Origin of the sequence: Micromonospora pallida, assembly GCF_900090325.1 — a bacterium.
In the GTDB taxonomy this organism is placed as follows: domain Bacteria; phylum Actinomycetota; class Actinomycetes; order Mycobacteriales; family Micromonosporaceae; genus Micromonospora; species Micromonospora pallida.
Map to the genome: position 1 here is coordinate 6,327,834 of NZ_FMHW01000002.1, position 15,550 is coordinate 6,343,383.

General features: G+C 70.9%; 15 protein-coding genes and 1 tRNA gene. 8 read left to right on the forward strand and 8 right to left on the reverse strand.

Going from position 1 to position 15,550, the window contains the following annotated elements; all coding sequences use genetic code 11:
- Nucleotides 1-5: 5 nt before the first annotated feature.
- Nucleotides 6-2,888 (reverse strand): glycosyl hydrolase, encoded by a 2,883-nt coding sequence (locus GA0074692_RS26700; RefSeq protein ID WP_091648934.1) that lies wholly within the window; start codon nt 2,886-2,888, stop codon nt 6-8.
- 160 nt (nt 2,889-3,048) lie between these two features.
- On the reverse strand, nt 3,049-3,792 hold the full coding sequence (locus tag GA0074692_RS26705; protein ID WP_091648938.1) for a M23 family metallopeptidase: 744 nt from the start codon (nt 3,790-3,792) through the stop codon (nt 3,049-3,051).
- Between the two features lie 64 nt (nt 3,793-3,856).
- On the opposite strand from GA0074692_RS26705, the gene GA0074692_RS26710 reads away from it, so the two are divergent.
- The 4 genes from GA0074692_RS26710 to GA0074692_RS26725 all read left to right on the forward strand — a co-directional run bounded on the left by GA0074692_RS26710 (nt 3,857) and on the right by GA0074692_RS26725 (nt 5,841).
- Nucleotides 3,857-4,252, forward strand: coding sequence for a hypothetical protein (locus GA0074692_RS26710; RefSeq protein WP_091648941.1), 396 nt, complete (start codon nt 3,857-3,859; stop codon nt 4,250-4,252).
- A 93-nt stretch (nt 4,253-4,345) separates the two neighbouring features.
- Nucleotides 4,346-4,513, forward strand: a complete 168-nt coding sequence (locus tag GA0074692_RS35010; RefSeq protein WP_176738594.1) for a hypothetical protein — start codon at nt 4,346-4,348, stop codon at nt 4,511-4,513.
- 129 nt (nt 4,514-4,642) lie between these two features.
- On the forward strand, nt 4,643-5,167 hold the full coding sequence (locus GA0074692_RS26720) for a tRNA adenosine deaminase-associated protein (protein ID WP_091648948.1): 525 nt from the start codon (nt 4,643-4,645) through the stop codon (nt 5,165-5,167).
- Between the two features lie 215 nt (nt 5,168-5,382).
- The gene (locus tag GA0074692_RS26725) at nt 5,383-5,841 is read left to right on the forward strand and encodes a nucleoside deaminase (protein WP_091654140.1); all 459 of its coding nucleotides are present in this window, start codon (nt 5,383-5,385) and stop codon (nt 5,839-5,841) included.
- Nucleotides 5,842-6,009: 168 nt separating this feature from the next.
- On the opposite strand, the gene deoD is transcribed toward GA0074692_RS26725, so the two are convergent.
- Nucleotides 6,010-6,717 carry a purine-nucleoside phosphorylase gene (gene deoD, locus GA0074692_RS26730; RefSeq protein WP_091648952.1) on the reverse strand — a complete coding sequence of 236 codons (708 nt, stop codon included), beginning with the start codon at nt 6,715-6,717 and terminating at the stop codon, nt 6,010-6,012.
- A gap of 75 nt (nt 6,718-6,792) precedes the next feature.
- On the opposite strand from deoD, the gene GA0074692_RS26735 reads away from it, so the two are divergent.
- Nucleotides 6,793-6,879: transfer RNA gene (locus GA0074692_RS26735), tRNA-Ser, on the forward strand.
- Between the two features lie 82 nt (nt 6,880-6,961).
- On the opposite strand, the gene GA0074692_RS26740 is transcribed toward GA0074692_RS26735, so the two are convergent.
- Entirely contained in the window at nt 6,962-7,795 is an 834-nt protein-coding gene (locus tag GA0074692_RS26740; RefSeq protein WP_141725423.1) for a hypothetical protein, read from the reverse strand.
- Nucleotides 7,796-7,992: 197 nt separating this feature from the next.
- On the opposite strand from GA0074692_RS26740, the gene GA0074692_RS26745 reads away from it, so the two are divergent.
- Together GA0074692_RS26745 and GA0074692_RS26750 are read left to right on the forward strand one after the other, a co-directional pair.
- Entirely contained in the window at nt 7,993-9,636 is a 1,644-nt protein-coding gene (locus tag GA0074692_RS26745; protein WP_091648960.1) for a YncE family protein, read from the forward strand.
- A gap of 68 nt (nt 9,637-9,704) precedes the next feature.
- Entirely contained in the window at nt 9,705-10,943 is a 1,239-nt protein-coding gene (locus GA0074692_RS26750) for a cytochrome P450 (RefSeq protein WP_091648963.1), read from the forward strand.
- Between the two features lie 26 nt (nt 10,944-10,969).
- Here the strand turns inward: GA0074692_RS26750 and GA0074692_RS26755 are convergent, their stop codons facing one another.
- From GA0074692_RS26755 to GA0074692_RS26770, 4 genes are all read right to left on the reverse strand, one after another.
- The gene (locus GA0074692_RS26755) at nt 10,970-11,470 is read right to left on the reverse strand and encodes a hypothetical protein (RefSeq protein ID WP_425413402.1); all 501 of its coding nucleotides are present in this window, start codon (nt 11,468-11,470) and stop codon (nt 10,970-10,972) included.
- 35 nt (nt 11,471-11,505) lie between these two features.
- The gene (locus GA0074692_RS26760; protein WP_091648970.1) at nt 11,506-12,117 is read right to left on the reverse strand and encodes a hypothetical protein; all 612 of its coding nucleotides are present in this window, start codon (nt 12,115-12,117) and stop codon (nt 11,506-11,508) included.
- A 175-nt stretch (nt 12,118-12,292) separates the two neighbouring features.
- A complete protein-coding gene (locus GA0074692_RS26765) occupies nt 12,293-13,261 on the reverse strand; it encodes an NAD-dependent epimerase/dehydratase family protein (RefSeq protein ID WP_091648973.1) in 969 nt (322 codons plus the stop codon).
- Nucleotides 13,262-13,295: 34 nt separating this feature from the next.
- Nucleotides 13,296-14,033, reverse strand: coding sequence for a TetR/AcrR family transcriptional regulator (locus tag GA0074692_RS26770; RefSeq protein ID WP_218106715.1), 738 nt, complete (start codon nt 14,031-14,033; stop codon nt 13,296-13,298).
- Between the two features lie 106 nt (nt 14,034-14,139).
- Here GA0074692_RS26770 and GA0074692_RS26775 point away from each other — a divergent pair, with 106 nt between their 5' ends.
- Nucleotides 14,140-15,420: a DUF418 domain-containing protein gene (locus GA0074692_RS26775; protein WP_245730478.1), complete on the forward strand. Its 1,281-nt coding sequence runs from the start codon at nt 14,140-14,142 to the stop codon at nt 15,418-15,420.
- The last annotated feature ends 130 nt before the right edge of the window (nt 15,421-15,550 follow it).

The window sequence follows — 15,550 nt, forward strand, 5'->3', positions numbered from 1 at the left end:
GTGGATCAGGCGTGGGGAAGCCGGAAGACGGACTGGTTGCCCACACCGAGGGTGGTCGGGTTGTTGCCGATGGCCGACCAGACCTCCAGCCGTACGGTGCCGTTGCGCAGGGTGCCGTGGGCGCCGGTGGCCGACAGGAGGCCCTGGTTCTGGGTGTAGTGCTCGTACCCGGGGACCGGGTCGGTGGCGAAGTAGCGGTAGGTCTCCACCCGGTCCCAGGTGCCGTCCCCGGTCAGGTCGTATGAGGCGCGTAGCTGCACGCCGTTGCCGACCGCCGTACCGGCGTCCAGGAAGAGGTCGAAGCTGCCGTTGCCGCTTTGGTAGGTGAGGTCGAGGCCGGTCGCGGTGAAGACCAGCGCGTTGTGCGGCTGCCCGTCGAAGTTGCCGTTGGCGGCGACGACGGTGGTGGTGGACGACGCGCCGGCCGCCGCGAGACCGCCCCCGGGGAGCAGGTAGCGGATCGGGAAGTCGGGCGTGCCGGTCGGGGTGGGGGTCGGGCTGGAGGTGGGCGTCGTGGTGGGCGTGGGGCTCGGGTTCAGTCCACCGTTCGCGTTGCCGCCGCTCCAGGTGTACGCCCCGGTGGTGGCCGTCTTGCCCGCCGCGACGTTGAGCGTGGTCCCGTTGGAGAACCGGACGGTGATCGGCGACGCGGTGATGTTGCTGGCCACGTAGGTGCGGGCGCCGTTCCGGACGAACACCGCCGCCAGCGGGTGGTTCGCCGTCACCGACCGGTCGACGTTGCCCAGTGCGGCGAGGTTGCGTACCCAGTGGAAGGTGTGCGCCCGGCTCTCGCCCTCCTCCGGGGTGTAGCCGGGGTTCGCGCGGAGCTTGGCCAGGGCCGCGTCCGGGTCGCCGAGGGCCAGGAACTGCCAGAGGATGTCCTGCCAGACCGTGGGCTCGCCGCCGTTGTTGCGAACCAGTTCGGCGTAGTTGGTCGAGTTGTACGCCGGCCGGTAGCCCATGTACAGGTGACCGCCGGTGACCGGAAGCATGTTGATGCCCTGGATCATCTCCGGTTCGGCGCTGAACCAGGTGGCGTACGCGCCGCCGTCGCCCCAGACCATGCCGACCGTGGCGTGGCCGAACGCGGCTGGGAAGTTCTCGTTGTCGACGTCGAACCAGTACTCGTTGATCGCCGCCGCCTGGGTGGTGTACATCCAGATGCCGGCGTCCCGGACGGCGGTGTTGCCGGTGGCCTGGCCCCACTGGATCAGCCCGTTGGCGAAGTTCATCCCCTCGGACGAGGACTCCTGGTTGTTGCCGGAGGCGAACGAGCCGTGCCCGGAGGCCCAGTCGTGGCCGGCGTAGATGTCGAAGTCCCGCAGGTACGGGAAGCGGGTGTCGGCGCGGTCGTAGTTGTTCGCGTCCCGGATCAGCAGGTCGACCATGCCGCCGTACTGGTCCGTCCGGGCCCAGGTCGGGTCGAACTTGGCCAGCGTCGCGGCGGCGGCGATGTAGTACCCGTAGTGGAAGTGGTGGTCGTTCAACTCCTGGTCGGAGCCGTACGACGCGGGGTAGCCGATCAGGGTGCCCCAGTTCTGGTCGTAGTAGAACACCCGCGAGGTCTTGCCGGCCGAGGCGGTGAACCAGTCGGTGAGGGTGCTGCGGATGGCGTTCAGCGCGGCGGTGCGGGTGTCGGTGTCGTTGACCAGGTCGGCGATCTCGGCGATCCGGGCGGCCCGGCCGAGGCCCTTGCCGGTCCAGTAGGTGTCGTTGCCGCGCTGGTCCATCGGGTTGCCCCGGACGGCGGCGAGGTGGTTGCGCAGGGTGGTCAGGTCGGTGCCGCTGCCGGTGGCGACGGCGGGCAGCTCGGGCACCACCCCGTGGAACGCCATCGACGTCTGGAACTGGGTGACGCCGGTGAGCACCTTCATCCGGCCCCGGGCCGACGGGTAGGTCTGAGCGATCGGGGTGGATCCGGTCAACGACTTCCAGTGGTGCGGGTAGAGGCTCACCACGGTCCGGTTCGCGCTGCCCTCCCGGGCGGTGGTGGTGAACGCGTACGTCGTCCGGACCGTGCTGGTGGCCTGGTCGTACGTGTAGGAGACGCGGGTGCCGGTGACGTGGGCGTGCGCGTACTGGCCGTAGTTGGCGGCGAGCGCGGCGCGGGCCGACGCGTCACCGGTCTGCGGCAGCAGGGCGACCGAGAAGTAGCCCCGGCCGGCCAGGTTGGAGGAGATCCGGGTGCCGCTGACCGTCCAGGTCGCGCCGGTCGGGGCGTACGCGACGTAGTCGTGGCCGCGGACGGTGAAGCCGATGGTGGCGCCGCTGTTCGACCAGACGGTGGGGCTGCCGCCGGTCACGTTGACCACCGCGTCGCCGCCGCTGGTCTGGAGGTACGCGAACGGCAGGCCGTGGCCGATGGTGGCCCGCAGGGTGCGCGCCCCGTCGGTCCAGTACGGGCTGACCGTCCAGTCGGTCCAGCCGTCGACCTTGACGTTCGGTGCGCCGAGCCCGGCGACCCCGACCCGGATGTCCTCCTGGTAGGGGTACTTGAACTCGCCGACGCCGGTCGGGGTGCCGGTGATGGTGGGGGTGGAGGTGGCCGAGAAGCCGAGGCCGTCGGTGAGGGTGTTGAACGAGATCGGGTGGGCGTGCAGCGGCTCGCTGTAGGCGCAGTTGGTCTTCTTCCACAGCAGCGACGTCCACCAGTCGTTGGTGGGTACCGGACCGGCGGGAGCGTTGGCGGTGACGAACTGGCGGGGGTTGGTGGACATCTGCCCGCAGCCGGCCGGGAGCGGGCCGACCGGGTCGGTGGTGTAGCTGCCCCGGCCGACGGTGGCGGCCTCGGCGGGGGCGGTGACGGTGACGGCCAGGCCGCCGACGAGGACGGCGAGGGCTGTGGCGGCGGCCAGCGCCAGCGGGCGGTGGGGGACGGGAGGTTTCATCGGGCCTCCATCGCGCGTCCGGGCCACCTGTGTCGGCTTCGGGCGCGCTTGCCAGAAATGGGGGGAAAGGGGGCTGTGAGAGCGCTCTCTCGCTCGGACGGTAGCCGACGCGACAACGGTCGTCAATGTGTTCGGCTGGTTTGAGCTGCTGAGCCGAGGATCAGTTCGCTGAGGTGGGCGCGGGCGGGCAGCCGTGCTTGCGGTGCCAGGCGCGGACCTCGGCGGCCGGCTCCCGGCCGACCCCGCGCCGCCAGGCGTCGAGATAGCGCGCCGGCCAGACCACACCCCGCCGGATCCACCAGCCGTCCTTCCCGGGACACGGCGGCGAGATGCCGAAGTGCAGATGGCAGACGTTGTTCGCGTTGCCCGTCCGACCCACCAGCCCGAGCTGCTGCCCGGACCGGACGCGAACGCCCGACGTCACCCCGTCGGCGATCACGCTGAGGTGGGAGCCGTAGTACCGCACGCCGTCGTCGCCGAGCAGCGCGACGGAGAGACCGCCGTTGTACGGCCCCTTCGGCCCCTTCGGGTCGAACCGGTCCACCCGACTCACCTCGAGGACCTCGCCGTCGGTCACCGCGACGAAGGGCTCGCCGCAGTCGGCGAAGATGTCCGTGCCCGGATACGCGGAGTGGGTCGGGTGGTAGCCGACCTTGCGGGCGCGTACCGGGAAGGCGTACGGCAGGCCGGTGGCCGACGGCGCGGGCCGGGCGGTCGGCGTCCCGGTCGGCGTCCTGCTCGGCACCGGCTGCGCCGAGACGGCCGGCCCGCTCGGCGACCACGACCCCACCGACGTCGGCGGCGCGGACGCCGGCCGGGTGGTCGCGCACCCGGCCACCAGCACCGACACGAGCAACAGCAGAACCGGCCGCGTGGGCCCATACCCGATCAGTCGCGGCAACACCCGCCCATCCTGACAGACACTACGGTGGGGGAGGGTCCACCGGGCCCGGGGAGGAAGAGCGACGATGACCTGGCAACCCGGCCCGCCACCCCCGCCGGGCGGGGGATACCCGGTGGGGCGTACCCCGTCGGGTCTCTTCCCCTCCGGCCGACCGCCCCGCCCACCCCGGCCGACGTACCGTGAGCCACACCCGGTCACCGGCGCTGGGGTCGCCACCGGCGGCGCGGTCGCCGCCGCCTGGCTGCTCCTGTTCGCCCTGCTCGGCGGGGGCCTGCACGGCTACGCCTGGTGGACGGTGGGAGCCGGCCTGGTGGCCTGGGCCGTCGCGCTGGTGCTGGTCCGCTTCGGGGACCGGGGCGTGGGCACCGGCGTGGCCATCGTCACCGGCGGCGGCTGGAGCATCGCGGCGGCCCTGGTGGCGGTGCGCTGGATGGCGAGCGGGGACTGGCCGCTCTGGTGATGAGGGCCGTTCCGATGAGCGCTACGTGGTCGTTTCACTGCGCAACGAAGCGCTGCTTGACGTATGCGACGAGACTGGGTCACCCTCGGTTTCATGGCCTGGACCACCCCGCGGCTCGATCCCGAACGCAGCCGCCGACGCCTACAGCTCCTCGCCGAACTGGCCGGGGCCAGAGCGGTCCGCCAGCGCGAGCGACCGCAGCGGGCGCGCGGCGAGCGACTGCGACAGCTCATCGCCACCCGCCGCCGGCTCACCGGCTGAGCGGAGCGGCTCGACTTTCCCGGGGATTGGCCGCCTCATCGGGGCGTTGACCGGTCGCCCGCGGACCCGACCGGCTACCGTGCACGCGTAACGAGTCGGCACGGGGTGCCGGGGTAGTCAGGGGGGACTGTGTCGTACTTCGCTGCGGCCGCGGTACGGGACGCGGGCGGCTGGACCGCCGCCGAGGTGAACCTGCGGGGAGTCACGGATCTCGACGAGGTGGCCGAACGCCTGCGTGACGTCGAGCCCGACGCCGACCTGTCCCTGCTGTTCGTCGAGGCCGACGACGCGTACCTGGTGGTGCTGCGCCTCGACGAGGGCGAGGACCTGCGGGTCTTCGGCTCCGACTCGGCGTACGCCGAGGAGTCCCGGCTCGGGTCGGTGCTGGTCGGTGACCTGAAGGCACCCGACCTGGACGACCTCGGTGAAGCCCGCCGGACGACCGGCGGTGGTGGCGCGGAGGGCGACCAGCCGGCGGTCGACCCGGAGGCCGACCCGGTCGGAGACGCCGACCTCCTCGCCGACCTGGGCATCCCCGCCCAGCGGTTGATCACCCTCTGCACCGGGGAGGGCATGCTTCCCGCCGACGTCACCGCCGAGGTGTGTCAGGTGCTCGGCTGCACCGACGAGGTCGAGGAACTGCGCGAGGTGTGAACGGGCCGCCTCCTTCCGCCGCCGGTGGACCGACCTGGCCCGAAGGCGGGTCGCTTCTACCCACCGGAGAGCCGGCGGACGTCACCGACCCCGCGCTGGAGACGGTCCGGCCGGGCCAACCCACCCCCGGGTACGTGGACCGGGTCGGGCCGGGGCCGGACGAGCGGCTGGCCGACCCGGGCGGGACCGGCCGGCGGCAGCGGCACGAACTGTGGATGCGCCGCGCGCTGGAGGTCGCGGTCACCGGCCCCGACACCCCGGCGGACTCCTCAGCCTCAGCCTCCGCCTCCGTCGAGGATGTGCCGGTCGGCGCGGTGCTGTACGGCCCGGACGGCGTCGAACTGGCCGTCGGACGCAACGAGCGGGAACTGGCCGGCGACCCGACCGCGCACGCCGAGGTACTGGCCCTGCGCCGGGGCGCGCGACGGCTCGGCCGCTGGCGGCTGGACGACTGCACGCTGGTGGTGACTCTGGAACCGTGCACCATGTGCGCGGGCGCCCTGGTGCTGGCCCGGGTGTCGACGGTCGTCTTCGGGGCGTGGGAGCCGAAGACCGGGGCGGCCGGTTCCCTCTGGGACGTGCTGCGCGACCGTCGGCTCAACCACCGCCCCGAGGTCTACGGCGGCGTCCTCGAAACCGAGTCCGCCGCCCTGCTCCGCGCCTTCTTCCGCTGAGCCCGCACCGCGCTTTGGGGTTGCTGCGGTGGTGCGGTGGTGCGGTGGTTGCGGCGGGGCGGTGGTTGCTGGGGTTGGGGTGGTTGCTGGGGTTGCAGTGGTTGCAGGGGACCCCTGCTACCGGATTTTGCGTAGGAAGGGTCCCCTGCAACCACCCCAGCCCGGTCGTCAGGCGATGATCGTGTCGAGGGCGATCTCGACCATCTGGGAGAAGGTCTGCTCCCGGTCGGCGGAGGAGGTCTTCTCGCCGGTCTTGATGTGGTCGCTGACCGTCAGCACGGTGAGGGCACGGGCCCGGAACCGCGCGGCGATGGTGTAGAGCGCCGCCGACTCCATCTCCACCGCGAGCACCCCGTAGTCGGCGAGGACGTCGTAGAGGTCCGGTCGGTCGGTGTAGAAGGCATCCGCCGCCAGCACCGGTCCCACCCGCATCGGTACGCCACGCCGCTCGGCCACCTCGACCGAGGTCCGCAGCAGCCCGAAGTCGGCGACCGGGGCGTAGTCGATCAGTCCGTCGAAGCGCACCCGGTTCATGTTCGAGTCGGTGGACGCCCCGTTCGCGGCGAGCACGTCCCGCAGCTTCAGGTCCGGGCTGAGCGCGCCACACGAGCCGACCCGGATCAGCGACCGGACGCCGTACTCGTTGATCAGCTCGTGGGCGTAGATCGAGGCGGACGGCATGCCCATGCCGGAGCCCTGGACGGACACCTCGACGCCGTTCCAGCGGCCGGTGAAGCCCAGCATCCCGCGCACCGTCGAGTAGCACGTGGCGTCCTCGAGGTAGGTCTCCGCGATCCACTTGGCCCGCAGCGGGTCGCCCGGCATCAGGACCCGTTCGGCGATCTCTCCCGGCTTCGCGCCGATGTGCACACTCATGACAGGGATCCTGCCAGGCCGCCCGGGGGCATACCGGTTCGGCGTCCGGGCCGGTGGTCCTGTAACCTACTGCGCGGTGGCGTGTCCGAGTGGCCTAAGGAGCACGCCTCGAAAGCGTGTGAGGGTTTACGCCCTCCGCGGGTTCAAATCCCGCCGCCACCGCTCGTGAACAGCGATAACGCCCGGTCGGTCCGTTAGGACCGACCGGGCGTTCCGCTTGTGCCCTCAGTTCGGAAGGCGTTCGTCAGGGCAGCAGGCGCCGCAGGGTCGGTGCGATCGCGGCGGCGACCAGTCGGTCGTCCGGCTGATGGACCGCCCAGTTGAGCGCACCCAGCGCCACGGCCGGTTCACCGGTCGCCGCTGCCGCGACGATGTCTGCCTCGGGCAGTGTGGCCAGTAGTCGACGCACCAGGATGCCCTCACCCCACAGCGCTTCGGTGGGATATGGCAGTCGGCCAAGCCAGCCCAACAGCGCATCCGCGCGGGCGATCGGGTCAGGTTCGGCAACGGTCAGGCGCTGCACGAGGACGTGCACTCGTTCTTCTGGGAGGTTGGCGGCGCTGTTGCCGTCGATGCTGACCAACGTGCTGCGGAGGGTGTCGGGCACCTGCCGGTCAGCCAGGACAGCCGGGGCACCAGCGGGACGGAACTGCGGCGTGTCGGACCTCTCGTAGTACCCGAGGGCCATGACGAGATCGGTGAACAGGCTCAGGAGCCGACCGGAGACGCCGCACTCGGCGAGGAACAGCGTCAGAGCGGTCGGCTCGGCCACCTTCAGGTCGTCGGCGAACCTGGACCGCTCCCACGAGATGCGGCCATGTCCGTGGATGGTCGCACTGCCGAGAATCCGGTCGTCGGCGTCGTACAGAGCCAGCGTCAGGTCACCGAGGCACCGACAGATGTCGCCGGCGAACTGGCCGTTGGTGGTGAGTTCCTGTGCCCTGTTCACCTGGGCCTGGTCGGTCAGTTGCACCAGCACTTGACGGTCGTCCAGGGGCCCGTCGTCCAGACCCTCGTCGAGAATCCGCACCGTCTGGGTTCGCGTCCAGACATCCGACAACCGCTCAGGGAGCAGCACCGCGTCATCGTAGGTCAGCGGCCCAGGCTGCTCTGGGGATCGACCTGACCGATCGGGCGGCCGGGTGCTCCCACGTTCGGTTCGTGATGCGTCGATGTGGCCGGCGGCGCTGAATCAGAGTTTCCTCGATGGCATGCCGGTCTCTAGGCTTGCCCGGCGCGCGTGGCGCGATCTTCACACGGGGGTGGGAGGTGGACGTGCGGAGCAAGCTGATCGCACGGCTCATGGTCGCGGTGCTCGGGGCGGCGTCCGCCGTCGTCGCACCGTTCGGGTCCGGTGTGGCGCACGCCCGGACCGCGGTCGAGCTGGGCATGGCGTCGTACCGGGACATGGTGGTCGACGCGGCGCACGCCCGGCTTTTCTTCAGTCCAGGGCGTAACAGCACGGCCGTGCGGGTCACGGATCTGTCCGGCGGCTCGCAGACCACGATCCCGGGCCTGGCAGGGGCCACCGGCATGGCGCTGAGCCCGGACGGCTCCACCCTCTACGTGGCCCTCGTCGAGGCGCATGCCATCGCTGCGATCGACACCACGACGCTGACCGAGACCCGTCGCTACAGCACCGGCTCCTCCACCTGCCCCACGTGGTTGACGCACGTCGGCGGGAAGCTCTACTTCGGGTACGGCTGCCGGACCGGTGAGGGGAGGCTGGGCTCCCTCGACCTGCGAGGGGAGACGCCCGTCCTGGCCACGAAGCTGCCGGTCGACGGCATGCTGGTAGGGCCTCCGATGCTGGCGGGTAGCCCGGGTAACCCGGATCTCCTTCTGGCGACCGACGAAGACGCCGCCAGGTATTCGTTGCCAGGTAAGCCGACGCTGTACGACGTCTCGTCCGGGACGCCGTCGATTGTGGCGACCGTGCCCTCGGAGACCTGCACCAGCCTGAACGATGCCGTGGTGACTCCCGACGCGACCAGGGTGATCCTGGCCTGCAGCCGTCTGTACGGCGAATCGGGGTGGGCGACCGAGCACGCGGCCCTCTCGACCACCGACCTGTCGCCAGCGGGTCGGTTCCCGTCCGCCGTCTCGCCAACCGCCGTGACCACGTCCCGGGACGGTTCCTTCGTTATCCTCGGTTCGACCTCGACGATCTTCGTCGAGCGGCCGGACGGGAGCCTGGTCCGCCGGTACCACCTTCCGCCGGACAGCGCTCTTATCTGGCACGGGCTCGCCACGGGCGGCGACGGGACGCTCTACGCCATCACCCGCAACCCGGACGCGGTGAATGAACCGATCCTGCAAGTCTTCACGGACTTCGTGAAGGAGAACAGCTCGGTCGCGCTCTCCGCGCCCTCGACGAGTACGCGCGGGGGGAAGCTCACGGTGACCGGCAGGCTGACGTTCACCGGCGCGGCGCTGTCGACGCCCCAGACGGTGCGGGTGGTGAAGCGGGACCTTGCCGGCACCCACACCCTGCCCAGCGTCACCACCACGTCGACCGGGATGTTCTCCTTCTCCGACACGCCTTTGATCGGCGGGGCCAACACCTACGAGGTCAGCTTCGCCGGCGACGCCGGCCACGCGGGATCGAGTGGGTTCGGCACGGTGCAGGTCTCCCGCGCCGTCACGGCCCTCAATCTGACCGTCAGCAAGACGACCACCAGCACCGGCCGGACCGCAACGGTGACCGCCCAGCTCGGCACCACCTACAACAGCCGTACGGTCTGCCTGTACGCGCAGCCCTCCGGTGCCACCCAGACGCCGCTCGCGTGCGGGCCGGTGAACTCGTCCGGCAGGCTCGTCGTCAGTTACCCGATCTCGCGAATGACGACCTTCAGCGCGCGGTTTGCCGGAGATTACCGGTACGCGCCCGCGTCCGTTTCGCGGCTGGTCTACCCCTGACCAGGGGGTCGAGTCGGGCCTGATCGATGGGTCTGGATTAGCGTACGGCCGGGTGGGATCGTAGTGGCATGCTCACTCCCCGTCAGGAGACCGTCACTCCCCTCCGGCACCCGTTCCATGTCGACGACGACGGCGTCAACCGGCCGCCCGGCCCGGACAAGCACCCGTACTACGGGCACTTCGCGGCCACCGGTTCCGGGGTGGTGCCGGTGGTCCGCCAGGTCAACGGCGAGTCCGTCTCCGCCCTGCTGATCTGCCGGTACGCGGACGTCAAGGCGGTGCTACGCCGGCAGGACGTCTTCTCCCGGGCCGCCGCGACGACGGCCGACGCGATCGACGTGACCGGGACGATGCTCGGGATGGACGGGGCCGAGCACGCCCGGGTCCGGGGGACGGTCAAGGATCTCTTCACCCGGCCGGCGGTGGCCCGCCTGCGCGGCCGGGTCGAGGCCGAGGCGGCCGCGCAGCTCGCCGCGCTCCTCGCCCGGGGCAACCGGGCCGACCTGCTCCGGGACTTCGCGATCCCGTTCACCCTGCACGTCATCTGCGACCTGCTCGGCCTCCCTCATCAGGACTGGGCGAGGTTCCGTAGGTGGGGCGACCTGTTCCTGGCCGACAGCGAGCTGACCCGGGACGAGGCCGCCCGCTCGACCCAGGAGATGGGCGCGTACCTGTGGGAACAGCTCGAAAATCGGCGGGGTTGCCCGGCCGGTGACATGCTGACGCGGATCGCCGGGACCACCGCCGACCAGCCGGTGGACGTCCAGATCAAGCTGCCGATCTCGCTGGTGGTGGGGGGCTGGGAGACCGCCGCCAACTCGATCGCCACCTTCGTCCACGTCCTCCGCACCCGCCCCTATCGGGGGTACGGGTCCGGATGGGAGTACCTCGTCGACCATCCGGAGAAGTTGGACTCTGCGATCAACGAGTTGGAGCGGCTGCACTCCATCTCGAACGCCGACGACCTGCCACGCCGGGTCCTGGCCGACGTGAAACTGCCGAGCGGCGTACGGCTCACCGCCGGGGACGTGGTGATCCCCTCGCACGACGCCGCCAACCGGGACCCCCGGGTGTTCCCCGACCCGGAGCGGATGGACTTCGACCGTGACCCCAACCCGCACCTCTCCTTCGGGTACGGCCCGCACTACTGCGTCGGGGCGCATCTGGGCGCGCTGGAGGTGCGGACGGCGATCGGACTGCTTCTACGTGAGCTGCCCGGGCTCCGGCTCGCCGTGCCCGCCGACGAGGTGCGGTGGAAGGCGGGACACGCGGTCCTCGGTCCGCAGGAGTTGCCGGTCGAGTGGTGACGTGACGCGGCGGGGTCACCGTCGGGTCAGCAGGGGCCGTACCCCTCGGCGAAGAGACGCTGCGCGTACTCGGCGTAGCCGGCGATCGTCTTGCGGACCGTCCGTCCGTCGTGGAGGAAGAGGTACGCGCGGTCGCCCCGCTGGGCGAGCAGCCCGTCGAGGCGGTACGTCCCCTTCGGAGCGCCGAGCCGGGCCAGCGACGGGAAGTGGGCGGGCAGGTCGTCGACCGGCGTGCCGACGGTGACTCCCTCCGGAGTCCGAACAGGAGCACTGACCCAGAGCAGCACGAGCCGGTCGTCGTAGAAGATCGGGCTGGCCGTCTCGTGCCCGACCAGCGTGGGGCCGCAGGACTCGGCGGCCTCCTGGAGGATGCCCCGTTCGGCCAGTTCCCGCTGGCTGTCGCCGAACTCGGCACCGGCGAGTCCGTTGAGGTCGATCACCTCGTCGACGGTCGGCCCGATCGGGTCTGCCGGCACGATTGGCGAATGTGGACGCACGCCGCTGCCGGCCACCGAGGCAGCCGTCAACAACGTCGCAATGAACAAGAATTGCCGCAGATTCATCAAATCCCCCACTCCCCAACGGCGTCGGGCCAGCGAGGTTGCTGGTTTACGGCGTTTTGCCGGTATTCCCACTCTTCGGCGAGGTCGTCCCAGTAGTCGGCGGAGAGGCGGCGTCGCCCGTGGGCCAGCCAGCCCTCGGTGCTGCCCTCCAGGTGGAGTCCCAGCTCGGCGAAGGGATCGATCCAGCCGCCGGGCTCCACGCCGATCCGGACCAGCGCGGTGTTGATCGGCCACTCGGCGCGGGGCCGGTCGAGTGCGGCATCGAAGCACGGCCCCCAGGCCACCGTCCCGGCCAACCACACCACCGCCGCCTGGTGCCCGCTCCCGCCGGAGAAATCCGCCTCCAGGTACGCCATCGGGCCCTGCCGTGACCAGCCGGCGAACACCCCGGCCAGCGCGGTCGAGAGCACCAGACGGAACGGCTGCTGCTGGTTCAGTTCCTCGACGGTGAAGTCGGGCAGCGCACCGGTCAGTTCCTCCACCAGTTGCGGGGTGACCGGCAGCAGGGCGAAGTCCTGCCGGAGCGCGGCGAGTACGGCGTGGTCCAGATCGGCGGTCTGCTCCATGAGCAGGTCGACGTCGGCGACGACCGCGCTGAGCTGGTAGCTCATGCGGCACGGCGGATGGCCAGCCCGGAGGCGTCGATGATCACGTCGTCAGTAAACCGTATTCCGGCGTACCCGATGACCCAGAGTGACGCCGGACGGGCGCTTCTGCCCTGCGGCGCTGTCGGTGGCGCGGCTCCGCCGGACCGGGCCGCAACGCAGCTCGGACCGGGCAGCCCGGTCAGCCGGCGAGCGCCTGGTCGTCGGCGCTGAAGTCGGCCGAGGCATCGGTCGGCGGATGGTCCAGGTGCCAGCGCACCGAACGGGCGACCGCTGTGGTCGGGTCCGTCGGCTGCCAGCCCAGCGCCCGGAGGGCCTTGCCGTTGTCGACCAGTACGTGCTGGGCCAGCCGCCGGGTCAGCCACAGGTCCTCCGGCACCCGCTCGTCCGGCACCCGGACCAGTTCGGCGTCGTGCCCGGCCGCGTTCAGGATCAGCCGCAGCCAGCCCCGCACCGGGTACGTCACCGACTCGCCCAGGTTGAACACCTCCCCGCTGGCGGCGGCCGGCTGGTCGAGGGCGGCGAGCACCGCGCTGGCCGCGTCGTCGACGTGCAGACGGGTGAGGAGCGCGTCGCCCGCGCCGACCGGAATCCGGGTCCGCCCTGCCCGGACCCGCCGCAGCACGAACTCCTCCCGGCGCTGCTGGTCGTGCCGGCCGTAGACCATGCCGAGGCGGAGCACGCTGCCACCCCGGGCCAGGTACGCCGGCTCGACATCGAGCTTGTCGTAGTCGTCCAGCCCCACACCCCGCCCTTGGTACGGGCGACGCCCCTGACGTAGCGGCGCGTTCTCGGTGAGCGGTACCGGCAGCGGGGTGTCATCGTCGGCGAGGAGCAGTTCCCACGCCCGGTAGACGTCGACGCTGGAGAGCAGCACCAGCGGCACGTCGGGCAGGTGCGGCAGGACGGCGTCGGCGTCCGCGCGGGTCAACGCGTACGAGTCGACGACGGCGTCCGGGCCGAACCCGCGTACCCGGTCGGCGACCTCGGCGAAGTCGCGTCGGTCGACGTGCAGGTGCGCACAGCGGGGGAGGTCGTCGGGCTCGGTCCGACCGCGGTGGACCACCACGACCTCGTCGCCCCGTTCGACCAGCCGCTCGACCACCCGCCGCCCGATGAACTCCGTACCACCCAACACCACGACCCGCATCACCGGTTTCCTCCAGATCGACCCGACAAGCGGCTCATCTCTTCCCGCGGGCGATGAGTGCCTGGATGCCGTCGAGGAGCAGATCGAGCCCGAAGGTGAAGTCGGCGTCGTCGACCCACTCCTCGGAGACGCCGAACGCGTTCGCGCGTACGGCGGCGGTCAGCTCCGGGTAACCGTCCGGGTCGAGAACCTGGCCGAGGACGTCGCGGTACTCGGCCAGCCCCACCGTCGAGTCGGTGGCGTCGGTCGTGCGGTTCAGGGCGTGGGCCAGGGCTGCCTGCCCGATGGCGTAGCCCGAGAGGGTGGCCGCGATGCTGAGCCGCTCGCCGTAGCCGAGTCCGGTGTCGGCAAGTGCGGCGATTGCGCGGTCGGCCCACCGCAGCGACCGAGGCCCGGCGGGCGGAGTGTGCTGGCCGAGTGCCAGCAACCAGGGCCGGCTGAGGAGGAAGTCCCGGTTGGCCCGGGTCCAGTCGGCCAGGTAGGTACGCCAGCCCTGATCGTGGAGCGCTGGTGGTTCGGGCAAGGCGGCGTCCGCCATCACGGTCAGCAGTTGGTCCTTGCTGCCGACGTAGCGGTACAGGGACATTGTCGCCATCCCGACTTCGGCGGCGACGCTGCTCATCTTCACCCCCTCCAGACCGTCGCGGTCGGCGATCCGAATCGCGGCGTCGACGATTGTTCCCAGGTCAAGGCTGGGTCGGGGGCCGTATCTCGGGCTGGCCTCGCGGCCCCACATTCGGGCCACCACGGGGGGAAGTCTGTGTTCCGTCACGTTCAACTCCTCGCTTCCACCCCCAGGGGCCTTGTGCTCACCCTAAGTCTTGACGACTCTGTATCACGTACACTGTGCGGGATACAGAGACCACCGGAGGTGGATTGTGACTACACCGAATCCAGTCAGACGTCTTCTCGACGTCGACGCGGTCCGAGGCTTCGCGCTGCTCGGGATCTTCGTCGTCAACGTCACCTTCATGGCCTCCGGCTATCCGGTGAACCTGGTGACCGACCCCGACTTCGACTCGGGGCTGGACGATGCCGTCCGCACGCTCTCCTCCGTCTTCGTCGACATGAAGTTCTACGTGCTCTTCTCGTTCCTCTTCGGGTACAGCTTCACCCTCCAGATGGCGGCGGCGAGCCGGGCCGGCGCAGCCTTCCCGGCACGGATGCTCCGCCGGATCGGTGGCCTCTTCGTCCTCGGTGCCCTGCACGCCGTCTTCCTCAACGGCGGCGACATCCTCACCACGTACGCCGTGGCGTGTCTCGCGCTGCTCCTGCTGCGGAACGTGAAGGACCGTACGGCGATCCGGATCGCGGTGGGCCTCTACGCCCTCGTGCTGGTCGGCCTGGTCGCGAGTGCGCTCTTCGTGGACCGTTCGACGTTCCTGCCCGGCGAGGCCGAGGCGCTGGCCAACGGCGAGGAGGCGACGCGGGCGCTGCTCGGCGGCTGGGAGTCGAACATCGAGGAGCGCATCGCGAATCTGCCGCTGCTGCTCACCCAGGCAGTGGCCCTGCAAGGCCCGACCGCGCTGGGCCTGTTCCTGCTCGGTATGGTCGCCGGCCGCCAGCAGTGGCTGGGCCGGATCTCCGGCAGCGAGCCGGTGCTGCGCCGGATCCAGTGGATTGGCTTCCCGGTCGGGCTGCTCGGGTCGATCGTCTACGCCGCCAGCGGCGGTAACGGCAACACCCTAGGGGTGGCGGCGAGCGTCGCGACAGCTCCGCTGCTGGCCGCCGCGTACGTGGCGACGCTGCTGCGGGTCATGCACGGTGCGCGTACGGCGGCGGTCCGGGCCGCGCTCGCCCCGGCCGGGCGGATGGCCCTCACCAACTACCTGGGCCAGTCGGTGGCCTGCCTGCTCACCTTCACCGGCATCGGGTTCGGGCTCGCCGGCACGTTCTCCCCGCCGGCACTCTTCGCCTTCGCCCTGGCCGTGTTCGGGGCCCAACTGGTGGTGAGCGCGCTCTGGCTGCGCTGGTTCCGCTACGGCCCGGTCGAGTGGGCGCTGCGCTGGCTCACCAACGCCCGCCGCCCGGCCCTCGTCGTTCCGCCCGCCGGTCCGGGAGGGAAGACCGTGCCGTCGCACGTCGATTCTGGCCACGCCGATGCCGTACCCCCGGTGGACCAGTCCGGCATCGGGCTCCGCCAGCCCGAACCGCGCTGACGGGGAGTCTGTATCGCGGGGGGATGTCTGCTCGCCAGCCGCTGGCGAGGGGGCATGATCGACTCGATTTTGGCGAAACGGGGGTATCCGCGACCTCGGGTTACACCGATTTTGCCGAAATCGAGTGGAT

Coding starts and splice junctions, on each gene's coding strand:
- GA0074692_RS26765 (WP_091648973.1), bottom strand. CDS start 13,261: ATGCGGGTCGTGGTGTTGGGTGGTACGGAGTTCATCGGGCGGCGGGTG.
- GA0074692_RS26725 (WP_091654140.1), top strand. CDS start 5,383: ATGCGCCGCGCGCTGGAGGTCGCGGTCACCGGCCCCGACACCCCGGCG.
- GA0074692_RS35010 (WP_176738594.1), top strand. CDS start 4,346: ATGGCCTGGACCACCCCGCGGCTCGATCCCGAACGCAGCCGCCGACGC.
- GA0074692_RS26760 (WP_091648970.1), bottom strand. CDS start 12,117: ATGAGCTACCAGCTCAGCGCGGTCGTCGCCGACGTCGACCTGCTCATG.
- GA0074692_RS26700 (WP_091648934.1), bottom strand. CDS start 2,888: ATGAAACCTCCCGTCCCCCACCGCCCGCTGGCGCTGGCCGCCGCCACA.
- GA0074692_RS26710 (WP_091648941.1), top strand. CDS start 3,857: ATGACCTGGCAACCCGGCCCGCCACCCCCGCCGGGCGGGGGATACCCG.
- GA0074692_RS26750 (WP_091648963.1), top strand. CDS start 9,705: ATGCTCACTCCCCGTCAGGAGACCGTCACTCCCCTCCGGCACCCGTTC.
- deoD (WP_091648952.1), bottom strand. CDS start 6,717: ATGAGTGTGCACATCGGCGCGAAGCCGGGAGAGATCGCCGAACGGGTC.